Origin of the sequence: Variovorax sp. PMC12, from assembly GCF_003019815.1 — a bacterium.
Lineage (GTDB): Bacteria > Pseudomonadota > Gammaproteobacteria > Burkholderiales > Burkholderiaceae_C > Variovorax.
Window position 1 is genome coordinate 963,125 of record NZ_CP027774.1, and the last position, 26,560, is coordinate 989,684.

At 68.7% G+C, this 26,560-nt stretch carries 20 protein-coding genes and 1 pseudogene; 8 read left to right on the forward strand and 13 right to left on the reverse strand.

Going from position 1 to position 26,560, the window contains the following annotated elements; all coding sequences use genetic code 11:
- Positions 1–12 precede the first annotated feature (12 nt).
- From C4F17_RS31825 to C4F17_RS31835, 3 genes are all read left to right on the forward strand, one after another.
- Positions 13–3,174 (forward strand): efflux RND transporter permease subunit, encoded by a 3,162-nt coding sequence (locus C4F17_RS31825; RefSeq protein WP_106938345.1) that lies wholly within the window; start codon positions 13–15, stop codon positions 3,172–3,174.
- A 10-nt stretch (positions 3,175–3,184) separates the two neighbouring features.
- Positions 3,185–4,645, forward strand: coding sequence for an AdeC/AdeK/OprM family multidrug efflux complex outer membrane factor (gene adeC / locus C4F17_RS31830; RefSeq protein ID WP_106938346.1), 1,461 nt, complete (start codon positions 3,185–3,187; stop codon positions 4,643–4,645).
- 190 nt (positions 4,646–4,835) lie between these two features.
- The gene (locus C4F17_RS31835; protein WP_159053797.1) at positions 4,836–5,480 is read left to right on the forward strand and encodes an SGNH/GDSL hydrolase family protein; all 645 of its coding nucleotides are present in this window, start codon (positions 4,836–4,838) and stop codon (positions 5,478–5,480) included.
- Positions 5,481–5,495: 15 nt separating this feature from the next.
- Here the strand turns inward: C4F17_RS31835 and C4F17_RS31840 are convergent, their stop codons facing one another.
- Positions 5,496–6,527 (reverse strand): HAMP domain-containing sensor histidine kinase, encoded by a 1,032-nt coding sequence (locus tag C4F17_RS31840; RefSeq protein WP_106938348.1) that lies wholly within the window; start codon positions 6,525–6,527, stop codon positions 5,496–5,498.
- A gap of 6 nt (positions 6,528–6,533) precedes the next feature.
- Entirely contained in the window at positions 6,534–7,229 is a 696-nt protein-coding gene (locus C4F17_RS31845; protein WP_106938349.1) for a response regulator transcription factor, read from the reverse strand.
- A gap of 124 nt (positions 7,230–7,353) precedes the next feature.
- Here C4F17_RS31845 and C4F17_RS31850 point away from each other — a divergent pair, with 124 nt between their 5' ends.
- The 3 genes from C4F17_RS31850 to C4F17_RS31860 are packed head-to-tail and all read left to right on the forward strand — an operon-like array spanning position 7,354 to position 12,988.
- Positions 7,354–8,802, forward strand: a complete 1,449-nt coding sequence (locus C4F17_RS31850; RefSeq protein WP_106938350.1) for an efflux transporter outer membrane subunit — start codon at positions 7,354–7,356, stop codon at positions 8,800–8,802.
- Positions 8,799–9,917: an efflux RND transporter periplasmic adaptor subunit gene (locus tag C4F17_RS31855; RefSeq protein WP_106938351.1), complete on the forward strand. Its 1,119-nt coding sequence runs from the start codon at positions 8,799–8,801 to the stop codon at positions 9,915–9,917. Before C4F17_RS31850 ends, C4F17_RS31855 begins: the two co-directional genes overlap by 4 nt.
- Positions 9,914–12,988 carry an efflux RND transporter permease subunit gene (locus tag C4F17_RS31860; protein ID WP_106938352.1) on the forward strand — a complete coding sequence of 1,025 codons (3,075 nt, stop codon included), beginning with the start codon at positions 9,914–9,916 and terminating at the stop codon, positions 12,986–12,988. The genes C4F17_RS31855 and C4F17_RS31860 overlap by 4 nt, the downstream gene beginning before the upstream one ends.
- A 36-nt stretch (positions 12,989–13,024) precedes the next feature.
- Here C4F17_RS31860 and C4F17_RS33245 read toward each other — a convergent pair whose 3' ends face one another.
- The 9 genes and pseudogenes from C4F17_RS33245 to C4F17_RS31895 form a co-directional block, all read right to left on the reverse strand.
- On the reverse strand, positions 13,025–14,197 hold the full coding sequence (locus tag C4F17_RS33245) for a CMD domain-containing protein (protein ID WP_199852009.1): 1,173 nt from the start codon (positions 14,195–14,197) through the stop codon (positions 13,025–13,027).
- Complete coding sequence (locus C4F17_RS33250) at positions 14,190–15,509, reverse strand: acyl-CoA thioesterase/bile acid-CoA:amino acid N-acyltransferase family protein (RefSeq protein ID WP_199852010.1); 1,320 nt, start codon at positions 15,507–15,509, stop codon at positions 14,190–14,192. Before C4F17_RS33250 ends, C4F17_RS33245 begins: the two co-directional genes overlap by 8 nt.
- Before the next feature lie 10 nt (positions 15,510–15,519).
- Positions 15,520–17,097, reverse strand: coding sequence for an ABC transporter substrate-binding protein (locus tag C4F17_RS31870; protein WP_106938353.1), 1,578 nt, complete (start codon positions 17,095–17,097; stop codon positions 15,520–15,522).
- A gap of 34 nt (positions 17,098–17,131) precedes the next feature.
- Positions 17,132–18,130 carry an ABC transporter ATP-binding protein gene (locus C4F17_RS33255; protein ID WP_234383194.1) on the reverse strand — a complete coding sequence of 333 codons (999 nt, stop codon included), beginning with the start codon at positions 18,128–18,130 and terminating at the stop codon, positions 17,132–17,134.
- A 75-nt stretch (positions 18,131–18,205) separates the two neighbouring features.
- Positions 18,206–19,195, reverse strand: a pseudogene (locus C4F17_RS33260) (ABC transporter ATP-binding protein); the annotation flags it as partial.
- Complete coding sequence (locus C4F17_RS31880) at positions 19,192–20,091, reverse strand: ABC transporter permease (RefSeq protein ID WP_106938355.1); 900 nt, start codon at positions 20,089–20,091, stop codon at positions 19,192–19,194. The pseudogene C4F17_RS33260 and the gene C4F17_RS31880, both read right to left, overlap by 4 nt.
- A complete protein-coding gene (locus C4F17_RS31885; protein ID WP_106938356.1) occupies positions 20,088–21,062 on the reverse strand; it encodes an ABC transporter permease in 975 nt (324 codons plus the stop codon). The genes C4F17_RS31880 and C4F17_RS31885 overlap by 4 nt, the downstream gene beginning before the upstream one ends.
- Positions 21,059–22,552 carry a SidA/IucD/PvdA family monooxygenase gene (locus C4F17_RS31890; RefSeq protein ID WP_106938357.1) on the reverse strand — a complete coding sequence of 498 codons (1,494 nt, stop codon included), beginning with the start codon at positions 22,550–22,552 and terminating at the stop codon, positions 21,059–21,061. Before C4F17_RS31890 ends, C4F17_RS31885 begins: the two co-directional genes overlap by 4 nt.
- Positions 22,549–23,538, reverse strand: coding sequence for a LysR family transcriptional regulator (locus C4F17_RS31895; RefSeq protein WP_106938358.1), 990 nt, complete (start codon positions 23,536–23,538; stop codon positions 22,549–22,551). The genes C4F17_RS31890 and C4F17_RS31895 overlap by 4 nt, the downstream gene beginning before the upstream one ends.
- 147 nt (positions 23,539–23,685) lie before the next feature.
- Between C4F17_RS31895 and C4F17_RS31900 the strand changes: the two genes are divergently transcribed.
- Positions 23,686–23,955, forward strand: coding sequence for a type II toxin-antitoxin system prevent-host-death family antitoxin (locus C4F17_RS31900; protein ID WP_106938359.1), 270 nt, complete (start codon positions 23,686–23,688; stop codon positions 23,953–23,955).
- A gap of 12 nt (positions 23,956–23,967) precedes the next feature.
- Positions 23,968–24,285: a CcdB family protein gene (locus C4F17_RS31905; RefSeq protein ID WP_106938360.1), complete on the forward strand. Its 318-nt coding sequence runs from the start codon at positions 23,968–23,970 to the stop codon at positions 24,283–24,285.
- 126 nt (positions 24,286–24,411) lie between these two features.
- Here the strand turns inward: C4F17_RS31905 and C4F17_RS31910 are convergent, their stop codons facing one another.
- The gene (locus C4F17_RS31910; protein ID WP_159053798.1) at positions 24,412–24,690 is read right to left on the reverse strand and encodes a hypothetical protein; all 279 of its coding nucleotides are present in this window, start codon (positions 24,688–24,690) and stop codon (positions 24,412–24,414) included.
- A gap of 11 nt (positions 24,691–24,701) precedes the next feature.
- Positions 24,702–26,558: an ATP-dependent zinc metalloprotease FtsH gene (gene ftsH / locus C4F17_RS31915; RefSeq protein WP_106938362.1), complete on the reverse strand. Its 1,857-nt coding sequence runs from the start codon at positions 26,556–26,558 to the stop codon at positions 24,702–24,704.
- Between the last annotated feature and the right edge of the window lie 2 nt (positions 26,559–26,560).

The following is a 26,560-nucleotide window of genomic DNA, read 5'->3' on the forward strand; positions in this document are numbered from 1 at the left end:
CGAAAGACCGTCATGGCACGTTTTTTCATCGACCGGCCCATCTTCGCGTGGGTGCTCGCCATCATCGTGATGCTGGGCGGCGCAATGGCAATCGCCACACTGCCGATCGCGCAGTACCCCAGCATCGCGCCGCCCGCCGTCGCCATCACCGCCAACTACCCCGGCGCTTCCGCCAAGACGCTGGAGGACACCGTCACCCAGGTCATCGAACAGAAGATGAAGGGGCTGGACCGGCTCAGCTACATGGCGTCGACCAGCGAATCGTCCGGCTCGGTCACCATCACCCTCACCTTCGAGAACGGCACCGACCCCGACACCGCGCAGGTGCAGGTGCAGAACAAGCTCTCGCTGGCCACGCCGCTGCTGCCGCAGGAGGTGCAACAGCAGGGCGTGACCGTCACCAAGTCGGCCACCAACTTCCTGAACGTGCTGGCCTTCACCTCCGAAGACGGCAGCATGAACGGCTCCGACCTGTCGGACTACGTGGCCGCGAACGTGCAGGAAGCACTCAGCCGCGTGGAGGGTGTCGGCGACACCACGCTCTTCGGCTCGCAGTACGCCATGCGCATCTGGCTCGACCCGAACAAGCTCGCCAACTTCAGCCTCACGCCGCTGGACGTGAAGACCGCGATCCAGGCGCAGAACGCGCAGGTGTCGGCCGGCCAGCTCGGCGGCATGCCGGCAGCCGCCAACCAGCAGATCAACGCGACTATCACCTCGCAGACGCGCCTGAAGACCGCGCAGGAGTTCGAGGACATACTGCTGCGCACGCAGACCAACGGCGCCCAGGTGCGCCTGCGCGACGTCGCCCGCATCGAGCTCGGCAGCGAGTCGTACAACACGGTCGGGCGCTACAACGGCAAGCCGGCCGCCGGCCTGGCCATCAAGCTGGCCGCGGGCGCCAATGCACTCGATACGGTCAAGGCCATCGACGCGCGGGTGGCGGAGCTCGAGAAGTTCTTTCCGCAGGGCATGAAGGTGCAGAAGCCCTACGACACCACGCCCTTCGTGCGGATCTCCATCGAGGAGGTCATCAAGACGCTGGTCGAGGCCGTGGTGCTGGTGTTCCTGGTGATGTACCTGTTCCTGCAGAACTTCCGCGCCACGCTGATCCCGACCATCGCGGTTCCGGTGGTGCTGCTGGGCACCTTCGGCGTGCTCGCGGCCTTCGGCTTCACCATCAACACGCTGACGATGTTCGCGATGGTGCTGGCCATCGGCCTGCTGGTGGACGATGCGATCGTGGTGGTCGAGAACGTCGAGCGCGTGATGACCGAAGAGGGCCTGTCGCCCAAGGAGGCCACGCGCAAGTCCATGGGTCAGATCACCGGCGCGCTGGTGGGCGTGGCCCTGGTGCTGGCGGCGGTGTTCGTGCCGATGGCCTTCTTCGGCGGCTCCACGGGCGTGATCTACCGGCAGTTCTCGATCACCATCGTCTCGGCGATGACGCTGTCGGTGCTGGTGGCGATGGTGCTCACGCCGGCCTTGTGCGCAACGCTGCTCAAGCCGGTGCACAAGGGCCACGCGATGGCGACCACCGGATTCTTCGGCTGGTTCAACCGCAGCTTCGACCGCGGCAACGGGCGCTACCAGGGCATCGTGCGGCACATGGTGGCCAAGGGCTGGCGCTACATGGCGGTGTACGCGGTGCTGCTGGCGGTGGTGGTGGTCGGCTTCATGAAGCTGCCGGTGGGCTTCCTGCCCGACGAGGACCAGGGCACGATGTTCGCGCTGGTGCAATTGCCGCCGGGCGCGACCAACGCGCGCACGGAAGAAGTGATCCGCCAGGTGGAGCATCACTTCCTGGTCGACCAGAAAGATGTCGTCTCGGGCATCTTCACCGTGGCCGGCTTCAGCTTTGCGGGCAGCGGCCAGAACACCGGCTTCGCATTCATCAAGCTCAAGCCCTGGGACGAGCGCAAGGGCGAGGCCCTGAGCGTGACCGGCGTGGCGGCCAAGGCCGGTGCCTTCTTCAACACGATCCGCGACGCCAAGGTGTTTGCCTTCGCGCCGCCGGCCGTGGCCGAGCTCGGCAACGCGACCGGCTTCGACCTGATGCTGCAGGACCGCGCCAACCTTGGGCACGCGGCCCTGATGCAGGCGCGCAACCAGCTGCTCGGCACGCTGTCCAAGGACAAGCGCCTGGTGGCCGTGCGCCCCAACGGCCTGGAGGACACACCCGAATTCAGGCTCGAAATCGATCCGCACAAGGCGCAGGCCCAGGGCCTTTCGATGTCGGACATCAACGACACCTTCTCGGCCGCCTGGGGCAGCAGCTACGTCAACGACTTCATCGACAAGGGACGCGTGAAGAAGGTGATGCTGCAGGCCGATGCCCGCTATCGCATGCTCCCTGAGGACATCGACCGCTGGTACGTGCGCAACAGCGCCGGAACGATGGTGCCCTTCACTTCCTTCGCCAAGGCCGGCTGGAGCTCGGGTTCGCCGCGCCTGGAGCGCTACAACGGGGTGCCCTCGGTCGAAATTTTGGGCATGGCGATGCCGGGGAGCGCATCGAGCGGCGAGGCGCTCGCCATCGTGGAAGCGGCGGTCGCGCAGCTGCCGGCGGGCATCGGCTACGAATGGACCGGTCTGTCGCGCCAGGAGAAGGCATCGAGCGGCCAGACCGGCCTGCTGTACGGGCTGTCGATCCTGATCGTGTTCCTCTGCCTTGCCGCGCTCTACGAGAGCTGGTCCATCCCGTTCTCGGTGATCCTGGTGGTGCCGCTCGGTGTGCTGGGCGCACTGGTCGGAGCGATCCTGACCTGGAAGATGAACGACGTGTACTTCCAGGTGGGCCTGCTCACCACGATCGGGCTCGCTTCGAAGAACGCCATCCTGATCGTCGAGTTCGCGAAAGACCTGCATGCGCAGGGCAAGGGACTGGTGGAGTCGGCGCTGGAGGCGGCACGCCTGCGCCTGCGGCCCATCCTGATGACTTCGCTGGCCTTCATTCTCGGCGTGCTGCCGCTGGTGCTGGGCAGCGGCGCCGGGGCCGGCGCACAGCACGCGCTGGGCACGGCGGTGATCGGCGGCATGCTGTCCGGCACGCTGCTCGCGATCTTCTTCGTGCCGCTTTTCTTCGTGCTGGTGCGCGGTCTCTTCAAGGGCGCTTCGGCCACTCCCGCTGCCCCCACCGCCCCCCACGTACAACCGGCCGCGGCCGCATCCTGAGGCATCCGCCATGAAACCATTCCGTCTTGCGCCCCTCGCGCTCGCAGTCCTGATGGCCGGCTGCAGCCTGATGCCGGCCTACCAGCAGCCCGCCGCCCCCGTGGCCGGCAAGTTCGCCGGCGACACGGGTCCCGCCGACCCGGCATCCACGCCAGTGTCGGATCTCGGCTGGCGCGACGTCTTCACCGATCCATCGCTGCAGCGCGTGATCGAGATGAGCCTCGCCAACAACCGCGACCTGCGCGTGGCGGTGCTGAACATCGAGAAGGCGCGTGCGCAGTACCGCGTGCAGGACGCGGCGCTCTTTCCCACCGTCAATGCCAGCGCCGGCGGCATCGGCAGCCGCACCCCTGCCGACCTGTCGTCCACCGGCGAGGCGCTCACAGCGCGCCAGTACAGCGCGTCGCTCGGATTCAGCGCCTATGAGATCGACCTCTTCGGTCGTGTGCGCAGCCTGAGCGCGCAGGCGCTGCAGCAGTTCCTCTCCACGGCCGAAGCGCGCCGCAGCACGCAGATCAGCCTGGTGGCCGAGGTGGCGACCGCCTATCTCACCCTCGCCGCCGATCAGGACCGGCTGGCACTCGCGCGCGACACGCTGCGCAGCCAGGGCGACTCCTACCGGCTCAACCAGCGCAGCTTCGAACTGGGTGCGGCTTCGGCCCTCACGCTGAGCCAGGCACAGACCAGCGTGGACAGCGCGCGCGTGGATGTCGAGCGCTACACCTCGCAGGTTGCGCAGGACCGCAATGCACTGGTGCTGCTCGTGGGCGCCGAAGTGCCCGACGAACTCCTGCCGCGCGTGCTCCCCGACGGGGCGGCGGCCGAGGCCAGCCCGCTGGCCTCCATCCCGCCGGGGCTGCCCTCGGACCTGCTGCAGCGCCGCCCCGACATCCTGCAGGCCGAGCGCGACCTCAAGGCGGCCAATGCCTACATCGGCGCGGCGCGCGCAGCCTTCTATCCGCGCATCAGCCTCACGGCGTCGGCGGGCACGTCGAGCAGCGAGCTATCGGGCCTGTTCAAGGGCGGCTCGGGCAGCTGGAGCTTCGCGCCGCAGATCACGCTGCCGATCTTCGACGGCGGCACCAACCGCGCCAACCTCAAGATCGCGACGGTGAGCCGCGACATCTCTGTGGCGCAATACGAGAAGGCGATCCAGACCGCATTCCGCGAAGTGTCGGACGCGCTGGCGCAACGCAACACGCTCGGGCGCCAGCTCGATGCACAGCAGTCGCTGGTGAACGCGACGGCGGACAGCTACCGCCTGTCGCAGGCGCGCTTCAGCCGCGGCGTGGACAGTTACCTGAGCGTGCTCGACTCGCAGCGCTCGCTCTACACCGCCCAGCAGGACCTGATCGGCACGCGCCTGTCGCGCTTCACCAACCTGGTGACGTTCTACAAGACGCTGGGCGGTGGATGGGTCGAGATCACGAACACGCCCGTGGCCGCGAAGCCTTCGGACAACGCCTCCTGAATCGACGCGCCTGGAATCTCCGCGCATCCATCGCATGGCGCGGCACATCCCCTGCCGCTTCAGCTGCTGACCGGCACGAAGTCTCCATTTTTTCTCCTTCTTTGCCCTCTAGCCTGAGGGAATGCCTGATCTCATCCGCGTTCCACCTCGGCGAGCCGGTCGGTTCGGAACGATCGCCCGCATCTTGAGCATGGCGCTGGCCACCGGCTGCGCGCAAACCTCCGTCGCCCCCTCGGAAGACCACGTAAAGAGCACCGGAGTGTCGCTTGCAAGCCGCTCCGGCGATCGTGCCGCGAAGCCCAAAGGTGCCTGCAGCGTGGAGCTCTATGGCGACTCCATCCTTCATGGCGGTTACCTGGGCGACCGGCGGCTCGATGAAAGCCCGGCGGCCGCTCTGCGCCGGATGCGTCCCAGATACCGGGTGATCGATCATTCCGTGAGCGGGGAAACAGCCAGCGCACGGTCGGCGGCATTCGCGAGTGAAGCACGTTCGAGCCGCATCGTGGTCATCCAGCATGGGCTCAATGACGCGATGCAGAACTTGCCGCTGGAGCCGGCTTTGCGCTCCATGGTCACGCAAACCAGGGCGGAGGGCCGCGACGTGGTCTTGACGGGCCTGTCGCAAACGCTCGCCGGTGCCGACGTGCGTGCACGAGGCGACGCGACGGTTCGGCGACTGGCGGGGGATCTCGCAGTGCCGTTTGCCGACTGGGGCAGCGTGCCGATGCGTCGCGGCGAGATGGCGGACATTCTCCATCCCTCGCAGATCTACTCGACTCGACTCGTCGAGCGCCTGGTCAAGGTGCTGGACCACCTGGCTCCCGAATGCGTGTGAGGCGCCACGCGCACTTCAGCGCGGCAGTTCGATCCTGATGCGCAGGCCGCCGTTGTCGGCGAGCGATGCCTCGATCGTGCCGTCATGGGCCAGCACCGCGCTGCGCGCGATGGCCAGGCCCAGCCCGACACCACGATCGACCTCGCGGCGGTCGATCCGCACGAAAGGCACGAAGATCGCTTCGAGCATGTGCGGCGGCACGCCCGGCCCGTGGTCGCTGATCACCACCTCCAGCAAGCTGCCCTCCGTGCGCAGGCTCGCGCGCACCTCCACCGTGCTTCCCTGCGCCGTGTACTTCACGGCGTTGCGAATCACGTTCTCGAAGGCGCGGTAGATCAGCTCGCCGTCCACCTGGGCGACGAAGTGCTCGGGCGCCTCGATGCTCACCGAGCGGTTCGTCGCGCGCCCCTCGAAGTCTGCGTCGGCCACGATGTCGTGCAGCAGCTCGATCACATCGACCGCGCTGCGCGAGACAGGGACCGATGCCGTCAGCCGGTGCAGCGTGAGCATTTCGTCGATCAGCGCGTCCAGGCGCCGGGTCTCGCGCTCGACGCGTTCGACCATGGCACCCACCTGCGAGGAATCCTGCTCGAGCAGCCCGATGGCCGCCTGGATGCGCGACAGCGGTGAACGCAGCTCATGCGAGATGTCGTGCAGCAGGCGGTCGCGCGCGGCGATCAGCGCCTGCAGCTGCGCCGCCATGCCGTCGATGTCGTGCGCCAGATCGGTGATCTCGTCGCGGCGCCCTTTCATGAGCGGTTCGACGCGCGTATCGAGATGCCCTTGCGCCATGCGCTGGAGCCCCCAGCGCAGGTGCTGGAGCGGCCGGGAGAGATACCAGGCCAGGAAGCCGCCGAAGACCAGGCTGGCCAGCACGGCGATCATCGCGGGAACGACGGGAATCCCGCTCACCTTGGGCACCGGATCGCTGGGCGGCGGCACCGCTCCGATGAGCCACAGATAGAGCGCCGTCAACCCGATGCTCGAGATCATGCAGCTCGACAGCACAAGCAGGAGCTTGCGGAACAGGCGCGTGGGCCGGGCCATGGCCCTTCAGTCCTTGAGCAGCTGGTAGCCGAGGCCGCGCACGCTCTGTATCCACGAACGGCCGTCGTCGCGCGTGCCCATCTTCTGGCGGATGCTGCTGATGTGCACGTCGATGCGGCGATCGAAGCGCGTGAGCGGCCGGTCGAAGGCGGCCAGGGCGATGTCCTGCTTGCTGATCAGCTGCCCCGCATGGCGCACCAGTACTTCCAGCAGGTTGAATTCGGTGCCCGTCAGCTCCAGCGGCGCACCCTGCCAGGCGGCCTGGCGCGTGCCGGGCCAGAGCGTGAGTGCGCCGGCCGTCAGCGTCAGCGCGGCGTTCGCGCCCTCGGGCCGGTTGCGGCTTTCGGTGCGCCGCAGGATCGCGTGGATGCGCGCCACCAGTTCGCCGGGCGTGCATGGCTTGGGAACGTAGTCGTCCGCGCCCATGTTGAGGCCGACGATCTTGTCGACGTTGTCGCCGCGCGCCGTGAGCATGAGCACCGGCACGTTGCTCGTGGAGCGGATCCGGCGCAGCGCTTCGATGCCGGACAGGCGCGGCATCATGATGTCCAGCACCACGAGCGCATAGCTGCCGCGCAACGCCTCGCTCACGCCCGCCTCGCCGTCATGGACCACACGCACATCGAAACCCTCGCGGGAGATGTAGAGCGACAACATCGATGTGAGGTCGACGTCGTCGTCGACAAGCAGAACCCTGTGCATGGGCGGAGTATGGCGCCGATCCGGCAGAGGCTCGTCAGGCAGGCGCCGATATTTACCCAGCTTAACGCTGGTTGACCGCAGCCAACAGGGGACGCTTCTAACCTCGGTGGAGGAAGAAGATCGGATGACCACACCGCTGCGCTCCCTGTTCGCCACCCCGCTGGCCGTCTGCCTGGCCTGGGGCCTGGCCGCCTGCGCCACAGGCCATCCCGAAGGTCCGCCACAACCGCAGGCACCGCCTTCATGGCAGTCCGAATTGCCGCACGGCGGGCGCACCGGCGACCTGCGGCAATGGTGGCAGCAGTTCGACGACACACGTGTCGCCCGCCTGGTCGAGATGGCCGAGCGAGACAGTCCCTCCCTCACGAGGGCCTGGGCCAGCATAGAGAAGGCACGCGCCACCCTGCGCAGCACGCGCGCGCAGGCCCGGCCCAGCGTGACTGGCAGCGCATCGGCTTCGCGCAGCAACCAGCTGCAGTCGGGCGAGTCCACGGCCACCGGCATCTCCCGCAGCGCCGGCTTCGATGCCTCGTGGGAGCTGGACCTGTTCAGCAAGGTCCGCCGCAACACGGAAGCGTCCGAGGCGCGCGTCGAGGCACGCGCCGCCGACTGGCACGATGCGCGTGTCTCGCTCGCGGCGGAAGTGGCCGATACCTATGTGCAGTACCGCGCATGCGTGTTGCTGGCGGATGCGTACCAGCGCGAGGCGGCCTCGACGGCCGCCACCGAGAAGGCGACGGAGGTCGCCGTGCAGGCCGGCTTCACCGCACCGTCTGACGGCGCCCTGGCACGCGCGAGCCTTGCAAGCGCGCAGTCGAGCCTAGTGCAGCAGCGCACGCAATGCGACATCCTCGTCAAGTCGCTGGTGTATCTCACCGGCAGCGACGAGCCGTCGCTGCGGCGGCTGATCACAGGCGGGGACGACCCGGTGCCGCGGCCGGCCGACCTGCAGGTGCAGGCGGTGCCCGCGCAGGTGCTGCGGCAGCGCCCCGACCTGGCCTCGCTCGAGCGCGAGGTGGTCGCCACCGGCGCGGAGATCGGCGCGGCGCAGGCGGATCTGTATCCGAGCCTGTCGCTCAGCGGATCGGTCAGCGTGTCGGCAAGCAGCCTGGCCTCGCCGGCCACGCTCTGGTCGTTCGGGCCGTCGCTTTCGATACCGCTGTTCGACGGCGGCAAGCTCGATGCCGCAGTCGATACGGCGCGCGCCAGCTATACGTCGGCAATCGCCGCCTATCGGCAAGGTGTGCGCACCGTGGTGCGGGACGTGGAAGAAGCCCTCACGAACCTCGAAGGCGCCGCCCTGCGGGCGGAGCAGGCGGAGAAGGCCGCGCGCGAGTACCGCAGCTACTTCCTGTCTTCCGAGACCAACTGGCGCGCGGGGCGCACCAGCCTTCTCTCGCTGGAGGAGGCCCGGCGCTCGGCGCTGTCGGCGGAGATCACCGAGATCACGCTGCAGCAGAACCGCGTCCAGTACTGGATCGCCCTCTACAAGGCCGTCGGCGGCGGATGGCAGCCCGGCACGCCGGCCGTGTCGCCCGAAGCGCTGGCCGATGAAAAAACGAGAACGCCATGAACATCACATCGAAACCCAAGCTTCGCCGCGGCGCCGCCGTCGCCGTGGTCCTTCTCCTGGCTGTCGGCGGCGCGATGCTGCTTCTGCGGCCGCCGACCCGGGCGCTTGCGCCGAGCGCGCCGGCCAGCGCGATGACGGTCGAGGTCGTGACGCCCGACAACCGGGACTGGCCCCGGACCCTGCAAGGCAGCGGCCCCGTGACGGCATGGCAGGAGATCATCGTGAGCCCCGAGACCGGCGGCTACCGCATCGCCGAGTTGATGGTGGATGTCGGTGCCACCGTCCGGCGCGGCCAGGTGCTCGCGCGTCTGGCGGACGAAGGCCTGCGGGTCGACCTGCGCAAGCAGGAAGCGGTGGTCGCGCAGTCGCGCAGCAGCCTCGAGCAAGCCAGCGCGAATGTGCGGCGGGCGAAGGTCGTCGGCACGACGGGGTCGCTGTCCGCGCAGCAGATCGAGGAGTACCGCATCACGGAGGACTCGGCGCGCGCGACCCTTCAGTCCTCCCAGGCAGACCTGGACAGCGTGAAGCTCAAGCTCGCGCAGACGCGCGTGCTGGCTGCCGATGACGGCGTGGTGTCGTCGAAAACCGGCGTGGTCGGCAATGTGGTGAGCGCCGGCACCGAGCTCTTCCGCCTTGTGCGGCAGGGCCGGCTCGAGTGGCGGCCAGAGTTCGATGCCCGCGAGCTCGCCTCGGTGAAACCCGGCCAGAAGGCGGAGCTGACGCTGCTCAACGCAGAGCGCGTCGAGGGCACCGTGCGCATGGCGGCGCCCACCTTGTCGACGACCACCGGGCGCGCCACGGTGTACGTCAGCCTGAACGGCGGCAGCACTGCGCGCGCAGGCATGTTCGCCAGCGGCCTGGTCAGGCTGGGCAATGCGCCGGCCGTGACGCTTCCGCAATCGGCGATCGTGATGCGCGACGGTCGCGCCTATGTCTATCTCGTGGATGGGAGCAGCAAGGTCTCCGCGCAGGCCGTGACGACGGGCCGCCGCCAGGATGACCGGGTCGAGCTGCTGTCGAAACTGCCGGCCGACGCGCTGGTCGTTGCCAGCGGCGGCGCATTCCTGTCCGACGGTGTGCAGGTCACGGTGAAGCAACCGGAGGCCAAGCGATGAATATCTCGTCCTGGTCCATCCGCAATCCGGTCCCCGCGATCCTGACCTTCATCCTGCTCACGGTGCTGGGGCTGATCGGCTTCAGGACGCTGCAGATCCAGGATTTTCCCGACACCGACCTGCCGACCATCCAGGTCTCCGCTTCGCTCGAAGGCGCCGCGCCGGCACAGCTCGAGACGGAGGTTGCGCGCAAGATCGAGGACAAGCTCGCGTCGCTGAGCCGGCTTGACCACATCACCACGACCATCACCGACGGCCTGGTGAGCATCAGCGTCAGCTTCGAGATCGACAAGAACTCGGAGGAAGCGCTCAATGAAGTCCGCAACGCGGTCGACAGCGCCAAGGCCGACCTTCCGGCCAGCATGGCGTCGCCGACGGTCTCCAAGCTGACCACGGCCAGCAGCGCGCTGCTCACCTACACCATCGAATCGAAGACGATGGATGAGAAAGACCTGTCCTGGTTCGTCGACAACCAGGTCACCAAGAGCCTGCTGGCCGTCAAGGGCGTCGGTTCCGTGTCGCGAGTGGGGGGCGTCAGCCGCGAAGTCCACGTCGATCTCGATGCGCGGTTGATGGCGGGCATGGGCGTCACGCCTTCCGATGTGTCCACGAGACTCAAGGCGACGCAGAAGGAAGCCTCGGGCGGGGAAACCTTCGTGGGCGGCCAGAAGCAGTCGAGCCGCACCCTTGCCACGGTGGGGTCGGCCGCCGAAGTCGCGGCCATCACGCTGTCGCTGGGCGACGGCCGCTATGTGCGGCTCGACCAGATTGCGCGCATCAGCGATGCGAATGCCGAGCGCACGACCATGGCGTTTCGCGACGGCAAGAAGGTGATCGGGTTCCAGGTCACGCGTTCCCGGGGATTCTCGGACGTCGGCGTCGCCAACGATATCCGCGAGGCGCTGAAGAAGTTTTCCGCCGCGCATCCCGAGGCAAGGGTCGTCGAGGCCAGCAATACCGTCACGCCGATCCAGGAGAACTACCAGGGCTCCATGGAGCTGCTGCTCGAAGGCGCCGTGCTCGCGGTTCTGGTGGTGGGATGGTTCCTGCGCGACATGCGCGCGACCTGGATCGCGGCGGCCGCGCTTCCGTTGTCCATCGCACCGGCCTTCGCTTTCATGGCGCTGGCGGGATATTCGCTGAACACGGTCACCCTTCTCTCGCTTTCCCTGGTCATCGGCGTGCTGGTGGACGATGCGATCGTGGAAATCGAGAACATCGAGCGGCATCTGCTGATGGGCAAGACGCCCTACCAGGCGGCGATGGAGGCCGCGGACGAGATCGGCCTGGCCGTGATCGCCACGACGTTCACGCTGGTGGCGGTGTTCCTGCCGACGGCCTTCATGGGCGGCATTCCGGGCAAGTTCTTCCGGCAGTTCGGCGTGACCGCCTCGGTCGCGGTGCTCGCATCGCTGCTGGTGGCGCGCCTGCTCACGCCGATGATGGCCGCCTACCTGCTCAAGCCCAAGGCCGCCCATCTGCACAACGCATCGGCGGACGGCCCCACGATGACGCGCTACCTGGCGTGGGTGCGCGGCGTGCTCCGGCATCGCAAGTCCACCGCCGCGGCCGCGCTGCTCTTCCTGGTGCTTTCGATCGGGCTGGCGCTGTCGATCCCGACCGCCTTCATGCCCGCGCAAGACAAGGCGCAGAGCACGGTGACACTCAAGCTCGGCCCCGACGCCACGCTGGAGCAGACCGTCGCCGTCAGCCGGCAGGCGCAGCAGATGCTCGGCGAGATACCCGAGGTGCGCTCCGTCTTCGTCGCCGCCGGCACGGCCAGCACCGGAAGCGGCATGGGCGCGACGGCCACGACCGACGTCACCAGTTCCACGCTCACGGTGGACCTGGTGGACCGCGGGGACCGCACGCTCAAGCAGTCCCAGGTCGAGTCGAAGATCCGCGACCGGTTGAAGACCATTCCCGGCGTGCGTGTGACCGTCAGCGGCAGCAGCAACGGATCGACGCTGGAGATCACGCTCGCTGGCGACGATGCCGACACGCTCGACAAGGCCGCCAAGCAGGCGGAGCAGCAGCTCCGTACCCTGAGGAATGTCGGCAACGTGACGTCGAGCGCGGCGTTGCAGCGCCCGGAGGTTCAGGTGCGCCCGGACTACGCGCGCGCCGCCGCCCTGGGCGTCACATCCGAGGCGCTCGCGGACGCCGTGCGGCTGGCGACCTACGGCGACTACTCGACGGCGCTGCCCAAGCTGAATCTGCCCGAGCGCCAGATCGCGATTCGCGTGCGCATGGATGCCTCGGTGCGCGCCGACATGGATGCGATCGCCCAGCTGCGCGTCAAGGGAGATGACGGCGCGGTCAGCCTCGGCTCGGTGGCGGACGTGTCCATGGGCAGCGGCCCTTCGCAGATCGACCGCCTGGACCGTTCCCGCAACGTGACCCTGAGCGTGGAGCTCAACGGGCGTGCGCTCGGCGAAGTGCAGCAAGAGGCCATGGCCCTGCCGGCCTTCAAGTCGCTGCCCGCGGGCGTGCGCGTCGTGGAGCAAGGCGAGTTGCAGCGCATGGCCGAGCTGTTCACGAGCTTCGGCACGGCGATGGCGATCGGGGTCTTCTGCATCTATGCGGTGCTCGTGCTGCTGTTTCACGACTTCATGCAACCCGCCACCATTCTTTGCGCGCTGCCGCTCGCCCTGGGCGGCGCGTTCGGCGCGCTGTGGCTCACGAACCAGTCGTTCTCGATGCCGGTGGTCATCGGCGTGCTGATGCTCATGGGCATCGTGACCAAGAACTCGATCCTGCTGGTCGAGTACGCGATCCTCGCGAGGCGGCAACGCGGAATGACACGGCTGGAGGCGGTGATCGACGCTTGCCACAAGCGGGCGCGTCCGATCGTCATGACGACCATCGCCATGGGCGCCGGCATGCTGCCCAACGCCCTCGGCCTCGGCGCGGAGCCCAGCTTCCGGCAGCCGATGGCGATCGTGGTCATCGGCGGGCTGATCACCTCGACCGTGCTGAGCCTTCTGGTGGTCCCCGTGGTGTTCACCTATGTGGACGACCTGCTGCAGTCGCTGCGCCGTTGGCTGCCGCAAAGGCAATCGGCCGCGTAGACCACCGATGAGCGATGCGCCCTGGCCGCGCGCGTGTCAGTCGCGCGGTGGAAACACCGGCTCGCCGAGGTTGAGCATCAGCCGGTTGGCCCACGCGAAGATCGCCACCGCGTGGATGGTGTCCAGGATCTCGAGATCGGTGAGGCCGGCGGCGCGCACGGCGCGCAGTTGCTGCGCACCGAAGCCGGCCGGGCTGCGCGTGAGCTCGATCGACAGGTTCACGATGGCGCGCTCGCGCGGCGTGGTGCCCGCGCCTTGCGGGTCGGTGAAGACCTGTGCGATCACGTCGTTGCGCTTGGCCAGCTGCTCGAAGCGCTGCGCGTGCACCGAGGCGCAGTACACGCAGCCGTTGATGCGCGACACCACCGCGCTCGCCAGTTCGCGCTCCGCGCGCGACAGGCCGCCGGGCGCGTACATGATGGCGTTGAACACCGTGGCGCGCTCCTGCAGGATGCGCGGCTGGTGCACCAGCAGCAGGTAGTAGTCGGAGCTGCGCGCCTTCGGGTGGCTGGCGTCCAGCACCTGCACCTGTTCGGCGGAGGCCTGGGTCAGGTCGATCACCGGCAGCCAGGCCTTCCAGCCCAGTGTCTCGCTGGTGTAGCCGTTGATGCGCAGCGGCTCGCCCGGCGGCGGCAGGTTGGCCGGGTGGACGAAGGGGGCCGTGTTCTCTTCCACGGCCGCTGCGGCGCTGTCGCCGCCGAGCGCGGCCAGCGCCTGCAGGCCGGCGACCACGCGCACCTGGTAGGCGACGAAGGCGATCAGCTGCGCCAGCGCCACGACCTCGGGCGTCGCCAAGCCGGCGGCCGGCAGCTTGAGCAGGGCCTCGCGATCGCCCTCGACCGGACGATCGGTCAGCGTGCGCGTGAACGCGAGCACGGCCTGCAGCCGCGCATCCGCGCCGAGCGATTCGACCGGGGCGCCGTCGGCGGCTGCCTGCTGCGTCGCGCTCAGCGGCGCCAGCGCATCGAGCCGCGCGCGGTAGTGCGCCTGCAGCGCGACGCTGCCCGCGCTGCGCGCGATGGCATGGGCCGCAAGCAGCCGCTCGACCAGCGGCGGGCCCGACAGTGCCGGATCGAACAGGGCCTCATAGCTTCCCTGCGTGGCGGCGGCCACCTTGTCGCGCTGGTGGCGCACCGCATGCACGGCGCTGCCCTCGGCGAGCGGCACGCAAGCGTCGACGAGGTCGGGGGAAATCTGTGAATCAGTCATGGGTGGTGTCTCCGGAAGATGTGGTGTGCGCGGCCACGGCCTGCTGCAGGAAGCGCAGCACGCCCTGCCAGGAAGCCTCGTCCGCATGCGCGTTGTTCGCAGGCGTGCCGCCCGAGGTGCTGCGCCGGCCCGACACCGGATGCGCATAGCCGAGCTGCGTGGTCGGCACATAGGGGAACAGGATCGAATGGCCCGCGCCTTCGAAATCGAGATGAGCCACCGCGTGCGGATGCCCGAACTGCGCGAGGCGCTCGGTCACCATGCGGCTGTAGAGGCTGGACGGCCAGGAGCCGTCGTCCGTCGCGGACAGCAGCATCACCGGGCCGCGGATGCGCTCGACCCGGATGCGCGCGCGCTCGACCGCCTCGGGGTCTTGCAGCGCGGTCAGCAGCGCGTCGGCATGGCGGCGCGGCTCGGGGCCTTCGTCCCAGGGCGCCCAGGTCGCGGTGCGGTTGTTTTCCCACACATGCGGCAGCGGCTGCCCGCGCAGGAGCCATGCGGGCCCTTCGCGTCCGAGCGAGGGATCGCAAGCGTTCTGCGCGCAGTGCACCACGGCGCCGGGCACATAGCCGATCACCGCCGAGACCGATTCGGGAAACAGCGTGCCCAGCAGCAGCACCAGTTCTCCGCCGCGCGACTGGCCGCTGAGCGCGACGAAGCCGTGCGCCGGGCGCACCGTGCGGTGCAGCCAGGCCAGCGCTTGCTCGAAGTATTCGAGCCGGGTGTTCGAGATGTAGTCCGAGAGGCCCGGCGCCTTGAAGTAGGCGAGCGCGAAGGCCGCGTAGCCGTGCGATGCGTACAGCGCTGCGCGCGGCTCGTTGATGCCGCCGCCGGAGCCGTTGAGGATCATCACGGCCGGATGCGGACCCGGACCGGCGGGCATGTAGAGTGTGCCGACCAGGCCCTCTTCGCGCACATCGCGGCGCGTCACGCCCTCGCCGGCCAGGCGCTGCACGAAGCTGCCATGCAGCTCGGCCGCATCGCCGCCCCGGCGCACGCCGATGTCGGCGCGCAGCGCCGCGCCCGGCACGGCGCCGAACTGCTCGCGCGCACCTGGCGTGTCCGGCACCTGGGACCAGACCAGGCCCATCGCCGACACGCCTTCGTAGCTGCTGCCGGCGATCGGCGCGTCGCGCTGCAGGTCGACCGTGCCCGCGGCGTCGGCCACGAAGCGCGCCGACGCGCGCCACGGCACGCCGGCCCCGCGCTGCGTGCAGCTGGCGATCTCGATCTGCTCGCCCGGCGCCAGGCCATCGACCGCGATGCGCCGGGACACGTCGATGAGCGCGTCCTCGGGCGTGATGCTCAACATGCGCGCGCCCTCACTTGACCGGCGTGACCTGCATCGCCGTCGTGCGGTCGCTCAGCAGCGGCACCACCTTCAGGCCCTTCTTCGCGGCCCAGATGTTCTGGTAGTGGTAGAGCGGGATCTGGCCCACGTCGTCGGTCACCAGCTTGGCGGCGTGGCGGAAGATGGCTTCGCGGCGCTTGGCATCGAACTCGACGGTGGCGGCGTCCAGCGCCTTGTCGACCGACTCGTTGCTGTAGCGGCCCCAGTTGTTGGAGCCGCGTCCGCGCTTGGCGTCGGGCGTGGTCAGCGTCTGCAGCAGGCCGTAGCCGGCTTCGCCCGTGCCGTTGCCCCAGGCGATCACGCTGACCGCATATTCGTTCTTGTTGGCGCGGCTCGAGTACACGGCCCACGGCACCACCTCGACCTTGGTCTTCACGCCGATGCGGCTCCAGAACTGCGCCACGGCCTGCACCGTCTCGGGCGCCTGCGGGTAGCGGTCGCCGGGCACGTGGATCGCGATCTGGAAGCCCTGCGGGAAGCCGGCCTCGGCCAGCAGCTTCTTCGCCTGCTCGGGGTTGTAGGCGATGTCCCTGACTTCGGGGTTGTAGCCGAAGCTGCCCTTGGGCATCCACTGGTTGGCCTCGGTCACGGTGCCCTGCAGCACGCGGTCGACGATGGCCTTGCGGTTGATCGAGAGCGACAGCGCCTGGCGCACCTTCACGTCGAGCAGCGGGTTCTTCTCGAGCGGCTTGCCCGCGTTGTCGGTGATGAACTCGTTCGGGCCGGCCTTGAAGGTCGGCTGCAGCAGTAGCACGCGCAGGCCCGGGTAGGTGTACACGCTGACCTTCGGGTCCTTGCGCAGCTTTTCCACGTCGGTCACGGCGACCTTGTCGATCACGTCCACGTCGCCGGCCAGCAGCGCGGCCGTGCGCGCCGCGCCGTTGTTGATGAAGCGGTAGTTGACCTTCTCCCACAGCGGCTTCGGACCGTAGTAGCCGGGGTTGCGCTCGAACACCGTGCGGTCTCCCGGCACGTAGGAGATGAACTTGTAGGGACCGGTGCCGACCACGGCGCGGCCCGCGTTGTAGTCCTCGGTCTTCGACTTCTCGCCGACGTGCTTGCTCACGATGTAGATCGATGCGATCTCCAGCGGCAGCATCGGGTTGGGCGTGGTGGTCTTGACGATCAGCGTGGCCGGGTCCTTGGCGGTGGCGGACTCCACCGAGCGCAGCGCGCCCGAATACGAGGCCACGCTGCCCGGCACGTTGCGCGCGCGCTGGAAGGAGAACACGATGTCGTCGGCCGTGAAGGGCGTGCCGTCCTGCCACTTGATGTCGGTGCGCAGCTTGAATTCCCAGGTCTTGTCATCCAGCGTCTTCCAGCTCGACGCGAGCGCGGGCTCCAGCTTGCCGCCGTCGCGCGAATTGATGATCGAGTCCCAGAAATGCAGCGCCAGCGATCGGTCGCCCGCATGGTTGTTGAGCTCGGGGTCGACCGAGGAGATCGGGTCGGCGAAGCCGATGGAAAGCGACTGGGCGGCTGCCGATACGGACGCAAGCGCGCCGGCGGCGAGCAGTGCGGCGGCGGCGATGGGGAGCAGGCGGTTCATGAAGATCCTTTGGCGAAGACAGTGAATCGGGAGGTCAGTTGGTGTCGTAGAGGTGGCAGGCCGTGGCATGCCGGATCGCGATGCCGCGCAGCTGCGGCACCTCGGTGCGGCAGTGCGGCATCGCCTTGGGACACCGCGGATGAAAGTGGCAGCCCGAGGGCGGCGCGATCGGGCTCGGGATTTCGCCGCGGATCGCGCTGAAGGTGGTGCGCCGCGCGTCGATGCTCGGAATCTCGGCCAGCAGCGCCTGCGTGTACGGATGGGCCGGCCGCGCGAACAGCTCGGCCACCGGCGCGCTTTCGACCACGCGGCCGAGGTACATCACGACCACGCGGTCGCACAGATGCTCGATCACGCCCAGGTCGTGGCTGATGAAGAGGTACGCCAGCCCGAGCTGGTCGCGCAGGTCCATGAAGAGGTTGAGGATCTGCGCCTGGATCGACACGTCCAGCGCCGCCACTGCCTCGTCGCACACCAGCATCGAAGGCTGCACCGCAAGCGCCCGCGCAATGCCGATGCGCTGGCGCTGGCCGCCGCTGAACTGGTGCGGGTAGCGATGGCGCAGCGCGGGGTCGAGCCCGGCGCGTTGCAGCTGGGCGCTCACGTAGTCGTCCTGCCCCGCCGCATCGGTCAGCCCGTGGAGCAGCGCCGCCTCGCCCACGATGCGCGAGACGCGCAGGCGCGGGTTCAGGCTCGCATACGGGTCCTGGAACACCATCTGGATGCGCAGGCGCGCCGCCAGCTGCTCTTCGGCCGAAAGGCGCGCCACGGGCTTGCCGCCGACGATCACTTCACCCTCCGTCGGTGTCAGCAGGCCCGCGGCGATGCGGCCCAGCGTCGACTTGCCGCAGCCGGATTCACCGACCAGGCCGACCACCTCGCCGGGCCGCACGGACAGGTCGACTACATCGACCGCGTGCGTGACCACCGGCGGCTTGCTCATGCCGACGCTGCGCAACGCACGGCCGACAGCGCCGGGCGGCGGCGCGACGCCGAAACGCTGCGCGACCTGGCGCAGTTCGACCAGCGGCACGTCGTTGTCCTGCACGGGGGCGCGCGCCGCGGCGGGCACCGCGGCCGGCGACGTGCGCACGGGCTTGTCGCGCTGCGGATGAAAGCAGCGCACCTCGTGCCAGGGCGCGTCGTGCCGCGGGCGCGAAACCCCGGGGCGCGCTTCGCAGGCCGCATCCGCATGCGGGCAGCGCGGCGCGAAGGCGCAGCCGGCCGGCATGTCGAGCAGGCTCGGCGTCATGCCCGGGATCTGGCGCAGCCGCGCGCCGCACTCGTTGGCGCTCGGCAGGCTGTCGATCAGCCCGCGCGTGTACGGATGCTGCGGATGGTCGAGCACGTCGGCCACCGTGCCGTGCTCGACGATGCGACCGGCATACATCACGGCGATCTCGTCGGCCAGGCTCGCCACCACCGAGAGGTCGTGGCTGATCCAGATGAGCGAGGTGCCGGTGTCGCGCACCAGCTTCTGCACTTCGGAAAGGATCTGCGCCTGGATCGTCACGTCCAGCGCGGTGGTCGGCTCGTCCGCGATGATCAGGTCGGGGCCGTGCAGCATCGCGATGGCGATCGCCACGCGCTGGCGCATGCCGCCCGAGAGCTGGTGAGGGTAGGCGCGCAGGCGCTCCTCGGGGCTCGGAATGCCCATCAGCCCCAGCGTGTCGCGCGCATGGCGGCGTGCCTCTTCGGTGGAGACGCGCTTGTGCGCCTTCACCGCCTCGATCATCTGCGTGTCGACCCGCAGCACCGGGTTGAGCGTGGCCATCGGATCCTGGAAGATCATCGCGATGCGGTTGCCGCGCAGCTCGCGCCGCTCGGTCGCCGGCAGCTGCGTGAGTTCGCGGCCCTGGAACAGCACCTGCCCGCCCTCGACTTTCCCCGGCGGGTCGACCAGGCCCATGATGGAGAAGCCGGTGACCGACTTGCCCGAGCCCGACTCGCCCACCAGGCCCAGCACCTTGCCGCGCCCGAGTGTGAAAGACACGCCGTCGACCACCGGCAGCACGCCGGCGCGCGTGTGGAAGCGCGTCTGCAGGTTGCGTACCTCGAGCGTCGGCACCTCGAGGTCTTGCACGGGAACGGCGCTCATTTCTGCAGCCTCGGGTTGAGCACGTCGCGCAGCTGGTCACCGACTAGGTTGATCGCGACGATGGCGGCCAGCAAGGCGACGCCGGGGAAGAAGCTGATCCAGTATTCGTTGGACAGCAGGTATTGGTAGCCGTTGGAGATCAGCAGCCCCAGCGACGGCTCGGTGATCGGCACGCCCAGCCCCAGGAAGGACAGCGTGGCCTCCAGCGTGATGGCACGCGCGATCTGCAGCGCGCCGATGACCAGCAGCGGCGGCAGGCAGTTCGGCAGGATGTGGCCGGTGACGATGCGCCAGCGCGGAATGCCCTGCCCCTGCGCCGCGTCCACGTACTCGCGCCGCGCCTCGACCAGCGCCTGGCCGCGGGCGGTGCGCGCGTAGTAGGCCCACTCCAGCAGCACCAGCGTGAGCATCACGTTGCCCACGCCCTTGCCGACGTAGGCCAGGATCATCAGCGCCATCAGGATGGTCGGGAAGGACAGCAGCAGGTCGACCAGCCGCATCAGCAGCGCGTCGACCTTGCCGCCGGCATAGGCGGCAATGAGGCCGACCAGCGTGCCGACCACCGCGGCGATCAGCGCCGAGCCCACGCCCACCGTCAGGCTGATGCGCAGCCCGTAGACGATGGCCGAGTACAGGTCGCGGCCCTGTCCGTCGGTGCCGAGCCAGTAGGTGTAGCCGCCTTCGCTGCTGTGCGAGCCCGGCGGCAGGCGCGCGTCGAGCACGTCGAGCTGCAGCAGGTCGTAGGGGTTCTGCGGCGTGATCCACGGCGCGAGCAGCGCGGCCAGCACCACGATGCCCAGCACCACCAGCCCGCCGACGGCGATGCGCGAATGCAGGAAGTCGGCGGTCACGCGCCACCAGATGGAGCGCTCGTCGTAGCTTTTCACTGCGCTCATTTCGCGCCTTCCAGCCGCACGCGCGGGTCGAGGAGTTTGTAGAGCAGGTCGACGATGAGGTTCAGCGTCACGAAGATCACGACCACCACCATCAGGTAGGCCACCACCACCGGCCGGTCGAGCGAGTTGATGCTGTCGAGGATCAGCTTGCCGGCGCCCGGCCAGGCGAAGATGCTCTCGGTGACCACCGCATAGGCGATGGTCGCGCCCAGTTCCAGCCCGAGCACCGTGACCAGCGGGATCATGGTGTTGCGCATCACATGCATCAGCACCACGCGCGTGGGCGTGAGGCCCTTGGCGCGCGCGAACTTCACGTAGTCCTGCGGCAGCACCTCGCGCACGCCGGCGCGCGTGAGCCGCAGCACCAGCGAGATCTTGAACAGCGCCAGGTTGAAGGCCGGCAGCAGCAGGTGCTGCCAGCCGTCGAGCGTGAGCCAGGACCATTGCACGCCGAACAGCTCGCGCGTGGCGCCGCGTCCGCTCGCGGGCAGCCAGCCGAGCTGCACGCTGAACACCATGATCAGCATCAGCGCGACCCAGAAGGCCGGCAGCGAGAAGCCGACGATGCTGGTGGCCATCAGCGTGCGCGACACCGGATGCTCGGGCTTCATGCCCGCGAACAGCCCCAGCGGCACGCCCACCACGATGGCCATGAGCAGCGCGGCGAAGGCCAGCTCCATGGTGGCCGGCAGGCGCTGCAGGATCAGGCGAACGGCGTCTTCCTGGTAGACGAAGCTGCGCCCCAGGCTGCCGTGCAGCGCGCCGTCGACGAAGGCCAGGTACTGGCGCCACAGCGGCTGGTCGAGCCCGAGCCGCGCGATGGCGGCCAGGCGCTCCTGCTGGTTCATGTCCTCGCCGATGAGGATGTCGATCGGGTTGCCGATGGCATGCAGGCCGATGAAGACGATCACCGTCATCGCCACCACGACGCCCAGCGCCTGCAGTACGCGGCGCAGGAGCCAGCCAGTCATGGCGACACCTCGCGGTCGCCGGCTTCGACGTACGGCGGCAGCTCCGAGGGGGTCCATTCGTCGCCGTCGAGCTCGGGCTCGGCGTAGCGCTGCATGGCGGCGAAGTGCTGGCCGGCGTCCTCGCCCAGCAGCCTTGCCGCGAGGCCGCGTGCCAGGCGCTGGGCGCCGTCGGTGATCTGCGGGATGTCGCCGGCCGCGGCGCCGTGCGAGAGCGAGGCGGCATAGTTGAAGCAGTGCACGCGCTCCAGCCCGGGGCAGGCGCCGGGCGTCTTCTGCTGGAACTCGAACAGCGGCCCGAGGTCGGGGGATTCGGCGAGCTCGCTGTCGGCCATGCCTTCGGGCGGCGCGAAGCGGTCCTGCCAGACGCGCACCTGCGAAGAGAACGCGGCGAACTCGGGCCGCAGCGCCCAGTCGGTGCGAAAGCCCGTGCTGAACACGACGAAGTCGGCCGCCAGCGGGCCCTTGGCCGTGTCCAGCCGCAGCGCGCCGTCGGGCCGCTGCGCGGCACCGAGTACCGGCGTGCCGAGCTGGAAATGCGCGTTCGCATGGCGCGACACGCGCAGCGTGCTGCCGTGCGGCGGCGGCACCTGCTGCACGTTGATGTAGTGGCGGATGCGCCACTTCCATTCGTCGGGCAGTTGCCAGAAGCCGTGGACCATGCCCGGGCTGCCCGCGCCCTTGCCCTTGTTGACGCGCGGCAGGTCGGCGCGGCGGATCAGCAGGTCGACGCGCGCGGCACCGGCCTCGAGCGCGCTCGCGGCGGCGTCCATCGCCGAGGCGCCGCCGCCGACCACGGCCACACGCTTGCCGCGCAGGCTTTCGGCGTCCCAGCGTTCGGACGAATGGGCCCAGCGATCGCGCGGCAGCGAAGCCGCCCAGTCGGGCACCCAGGCACCGCCGAGGCCGTCGCGGCCGGTCGCGAGCACGACGTGGCGCGCCTGCACGCTGTAGTGCCCGCCGCCCGCGGCGAGATCGGCCAGGTCGAGCTGCACCACGCCGTCGGCGCGCGGCAGCACCGCCCTCACCTGCTGCTCGTTGCGCACGTCGAGCTCGAGCACGCGGCGGTACCAGCGCAGGTACTCGGCCCATTGCAGGCGCGGGATCTTGTCGAGCGCGTCCCAGGCCGCCAGGCCCCACTGCGCCTCGAACCAGGCGCGGAAGGTCAGCGCCGGCAGGCCCAGCGCGGGGCCGGTGAGCTCCTTGGGCGAGCGCAGCGTTTCCATGCGCGCGGTGGTGGCCCAGGGGCCTTCGAATCCGGCCGGCGAGCGGTCGTAGATGCGGGCGTGCACGCCCAGGTGCTTGAGCGTCGCGAGCAGCGCGAGGCCCGCCATGCCGCCGCCGACGATGGCGACGTCCAGCAGCGCATCGCCGTGCGCCGGGTTGGGGGGCACCCAGCGTTTTGCGGGCAGGCCGAGCCACGACAGGTCTTGCCGCAGGCGCGCTTCGAGCGCGGGAAGGCCGAGGGGTACGTTCGTCACAGGGGCTTTCAGGAAATGCTTTCTTCGTCCGCGGCGGCATCGCCGCCGCCGTACAGGGTGCGCAGCAGCGCCGCGTGCGCCGACACGTCGTGCTGCACGAAATGCGGCAGCTCGCTGGCGGCGGCCAGCAGGGCATCGATCAGCGCGCGCACCGGCGCCGTGATCGGCTTGGCCTGCGGCGTGACCACGCCAAAGACGAAGGGAATGTCGGTATCCAGCGGCCGCACGGCCAGGCCTTCGAGCGGCGCGCCGCAGGCGGTCAGCGGCTCCAGCACGGCCACGCCGAGCCCGGCGCGGGCCAGCGCCTGGGCGTTGACCGAAGAATTGGTCTCGATCAGCGCGTCGCGCCGCGCCGGCGAATGGCCGGCGCGCGCCAGCGTGGCGTCGAGCCGGTGGCGCAGGCGGAACGGGTTGCTCATCGTGATGATGCGGCGCTGCGCCAGCGCCTCCAGCGGCACGACCTCGAGCGCCGCCAGCGGATCGTCCTGCGGCAGCACGGCCACGCAGGGCATCTGTCCGATCCAGTGCACTTCGAGCCCGCGGTGCTCCAGCGGCAGGCTGCTCGCGCCGAGCTGCGCCGCGCCGCTGAGCACCGCGTGCACGACCTGTTCGGCCGAGGCACTGCGCAGCTGGATGGGCATGGTGCCGGCCTGCGCCTCCATTTGCCGCAATGCCCGCGGCAGCAGCCCGAGCGCCAGCGCGGAGGTGGCGGCCAGCAGCAGCGGCTGGGCATTGCCGCGCGCGATCTCGGCCGCGCGCAAGTGGATCTGCTGCAGGCTGCCGAGGGCGCGGTCTACATCTTCATAGAGCAGGAAACCCTGCTCCGTCGGCGTCACCCGGGGTCCGTGGCGGGTGAACAACGCATAGCCGATCTCGGCTTCGAGTTCCTGCACCAGGCGCGACACCGCCGGCTGCGAGCGCGCCAGCAGCCGGGCGGCGCCCGTGACGCTGCCGGTCGACATGACGGCGGCGAAGGCTTCAAGCTGCCGGAGTTCCATGGGATTCAGTATCCATTTTCATCATCATGAAGCATTTAGCATGTGAATTGCAAATACTTCATCCGCATGAGCTTAGATGCGGGGTTTCTAAGCGCGCTGCTTTCGGAGAATGGCTAAAATGGCTAATCCTCCCATTCAAGCCCAATCATGCAAGTCAGTGCTACGGATGCCAAAAACCGTTTTGGCTACTACCTGAGTCAGGCAGAGTGCGAGCCCGTGCAGGTGATGAAGAACGACCGCGTCGCAGTCGTGATGGTCTCGGCCGCCCGTTATGCCGAACTCGAGGCGCTGGAACGGACGAAGACGCTCGGCCAGCGAAAGCGCGAATTCAATGAAACCTATGCGGAATGGATTGCCGCCCAGAACGGACTCATTGATCGCGTGGGCGTTTTCGGCGAGGACTACCGTCCCTGGTGAGGGGATCGCGCGATGGCCCAGTTCGACGTCTATGCCAATCCGTCCAAGACCCAGCGTGGCGAAATTCCCTGGATGGTGGACATCCAGAGCGACATCCTCGACAAGCTCCCGACTCGCCTCGTGATACCGCTGGCACTGCGTGCCCACATGCCGGAGGCGATACCGCGGTCTCTTTGCCCGATCATTGGCTGGAACGGATCGACGCTGGTGGCATTGCCGCATCTGGCTGCACCCTTTCGGGTCAAGGATCTGGGTCCCGTCCAGGGCAGCTTGCGGCCGCAGGCGAACGATTTCGTGGCCGCGCTAGGTGCGGTAATCAGCGGCATCTGAGTCGACTCTGCGGCACGACACCGCGAGCGCGCGAAAAAGCTTCCAGCCGCGCATGGCGGCGGCAGTCGCCCGCCGCTCCGAGAGGACGGCGGGCCTTCTTCTTCGCGGGGCAGACCTGCATCGAGCTCAGGATGACGATTGGATGTGCCGTTCCTTTCCGTTGCCGGCGCCGCTCGTCATTCGCTTCTGCTTCTTCGCCTCTCGGATCTCTTCGCTTATGCGGTGAAGCAGATAGCTCCCGCAGCACAGATGGCCAATGGTCACGAAGATCGCGATCACGGCAAACACCGGGTCCTGATTGATGCCCGACTTCGGGTCCAGCAGCGTCAGACACAGCGCCAACAGGATGAAGACCCAGGCGATCGAGGCGACGCCGGCGTGGATGCAGGTCCAGAGTTTTTTCATGGCGGCCACTTTCAGGCGATTGCCCGCGAGCCGGGCGAGGCGGCGGTACGGGAGGCCTCCGGGCTTTCGACCAGAGCCAGCAGTTCGGCCTCGTCGAGCGTCTCCTTGCTCATCAATGCGCGCACGCACCGCTCCAGGATCTCGCGCCGCTCACGCAGCAGCTGGGTTGCGCGTTTCGTCTCTTGCTCGATCAGGCCCCGGACCGCGTCGTCGATGCGCTGGGCGGTTTTTTCGCCGGCGGCCGAAGACGTGGCGGCAAAAGCCGCATCGGTCGGCGAGTCCATGAAGCGGGATCGCTGCTCCAGATAGACCACGGCACCCAGGCCGCTGTCCATGCCGTAGCGCAGCACCATGTCGCGCGCTAGGTTCGTCGCCTTGACCAGGTCGTCCGCCGCCCCGGTTGTGGGCTCGCCGAACACGAGCTGTTCGGCTGCCCGGCCGCCGAGGAGCACGGCAAGCCTGTCCAGCAGCTCCCCTCGCCGCAGCAGATGCCGGTCTTCCGAGGGACGCTGCAGCGTGTAGCCCAGCGCGCCGATGCCGTGCGGCACGATCGACACCTTGTGGACCTTGTCGGCCCCCGGCAGGGCCAGTGCGGTCAGCGCGTGGCCGAGTTCGTGGGTGGCCGCGAGCTCGCGCTCGTGCGGCCCCAGGATGCGGGTCTTTCTTTCGATGCCGGCGACGATGCGCTCGATCGCCTGCGTGAAGTCCGGCATTGCCACTGCGTCGGCGTTGCGCCGCGTGGCAATCAAGGCAGCCTCGTTGACCAGGTTCGCGAGGTCCGCACCGGCGAATCCCACGGTGATGGCGGCGACCTGGTCGAGGTCGACGTGCGCGTCGAGCCGCACCTTGCGCACGTGCACCTTCAGTATCTCCGCCCGCCCGATCCGATCCGGCCTGTCGACCAGCACCTGGCGGTCGAATCGCCCCGCGCGAAGCAGCGCCGGATCCAGCGTCTCCGGACGGTTCGTGGCGGCGAGCAGGACGACGCCAACGCTCGGATCGAATCCATCGAGCTCCACCAGCAGTTGATTGAGCGTCTGCTCGCGCTCGTCCTGTCCGCCGGCCATCGGGAAGGCCGTGCGGGCCCTTCCGAGCGCGTCCAGTTCATCGATGAAGATGATCGCGGGCGCATTCGCGCGGGCCTGCTCGAAGAGATCGCGCACCCGCGCCGCGCCCACCCCGACGAACATCTCGATGAACTCGGAACCGCTGATCGAGAAGAAGGACACTTGCGCCTCGCCCGCCACGGCGCGCGCCAGCAAGGTCTTGCCGGTGCCGGTCGGCCCCATCAGGAGCACGCCCCTGGGCATGCGTGCACCCAGCCGGGCGTGCTCCTTCGGGTTCTTGAGGAAATCGACGATCTCCTGCAGCTCGAACTTCGCCTCGTCGACCCCGGCCACGTCGTCGAAGCGCACGCCCGTGCTCTTCTCCATGTAGATTCTTGCCTTGCTCTTCCCTATGCCCAGCAGCCCCCCGCCGAGCCCTCCGCCCGTTCGCCGCAGCATGAAGCTCCATATGCCAAGGAGGAGGAGCGCTGGAAGAATCCAGGAGAACAGACTCTGAAGCCAGCTTGCGCTGCGCACCCGCTCGTAGGGAACGCCGAAAGCTGCGAGGCGCTGCGCCGTTTGCGGCTCCACCATGGTCGCCATGACCGTGTCTTTGCCCTTGTCGGGAATCTTCAGCCGTCCGGTGATGATCGAATCGCCGAGCGCGACTTCCGCGATTCGCCCTTCCTTCAACAGCTCCTCGAAGGCGCTGTAGGGGACCATCTCCACGCTGCGGCTCTGGCTCCAGTAGTCCCATGCGAGCGCAATCAGCCAGATCGCGACAAGCACGGTTGCCAGGTTGAGGTGTTTCCGGTTCTTCATTT

Coding starts and splice junctions, on each gene's coding strand:
- C4F17_RS31825 (WP_106938345.1), top strand. CDS start 13: ATGGCACGTTTTTTCATCGACCGGCCCATCTTCGCGTGGGTGCTCGCC.
- adeC (WP_106938346.1), top strand. CDS start 3,185: ATGAAACCATTCCGTCTTGCGCCCCTCGCGCTCGCAGTCCTGATGGCC.
- C4F17_RS31835 (WP_159053797.1), top strand. CDS start 4,836: ATGGCGCTGGCCACCGGCTGCGCGCAAACCTCCGTCGCCCCCTCGGAA.
- C4F17_RS31840 (WP_106938348.1), bottom strand. CDS start 6,527: ATGGCCCGGCCCACGCGCCTGTTCCGCAAGCTCCTGCTTGTGCTGTCG.
- C4F17_RS31845 (WP_106938349.1), bottom strand. CDS start 7,229: ATGCACAGGGTTCTGCTTGTCGACGACGACGTCGACCTCACATCGATG.
- C4F17_RS31850 (WP_106938350.1), top strand. CDS start 7,354: ATGACCACACCGCTGCGCTCCCTGTTCGCCACCCCGCTGGCCGTCTGC.
- C4F17_RS31855 (WP_106938351.1), top strand. CDS start 8,799: ATGAACATCACATCGAAACCCAAGCTTCGCCGCGGCGCCGCCGTCGCC.
- C4F17_RS31860 (WP_106938352.1), top strand. CDS start 9,914: ATGAATATCTCGTCCTGGTCCATCCGCAATCCGGTCCCCGCGATCCTG.
- C4F17_RS33245 (WP_199852009.1), bottom strand. CDS start 14,197: ATGACTGATTCACAGATTTCCCCCGACCTCGTCGACGCTTGCGTGCCG.
- C4F17_RS33250 (WP_199852010.1), bottom strand. CDS start 15,509: ATGTTGAGCATCACGCCCGAGGACGCGCTCATCGACGTGTCCCGGCGC.
- C4F17_RS31870 (WP_106938353.1), bottom strand. CDS start 17,097: ATGAACCGCCTGCTCCCCATCGCCGCCGCCGCACTGCTCGCCGCCGGC.
- C4F17_RS31880 (WP_106938355.1), bottom strand. CDS start 20,091: ATGAGCGCAGTGAAAAGCTACGACGAGCGCTCCATCTGGTGGCGCGTG.
- C4F17_RS31885 (WP_106938356.1), bottom strand. CDS start 21,062: ATGACTGGCTGGCTCCTGCGCCGCGTACTGCAGGCGCTGGGCGTCGTG.
- C4F17_RS31895 (WP_106938358.1), bottom strand. CDS start 23,538: ATGGAACTCCGGCAGCTTGAAGCCTTCGCCGCCGTCATGTCGACCGGC.
- C4F17_RS31900 (WP_106938359.1), top strand. CDS start 23,686: ATGCAAGTCAGTGCTACGGATGCCAAAAACCGTTTTGGCTACTACCTG.
- C4F17_RS31905 (WP_106938360.1), top strand. CDS start 23,968: ATGGCCCAGTTCGACGTCTATGCCAATCCGTCCAAGACCCAGCGTGGC.
- C4F17_RS31910 (WP_159053798.1), bottom strand. CDS start 24,690: ATGAAAAAACTCTGGACCTGCATCCACGCCGGCGTCGCCTCGATCGCC.
- ftsH (WP_106938362.1), bottom strand. CDS start 26,558: ATGAAGAACCGGAAACACCTCAACCTGGCAACCGTGCTTGTCGCGATC.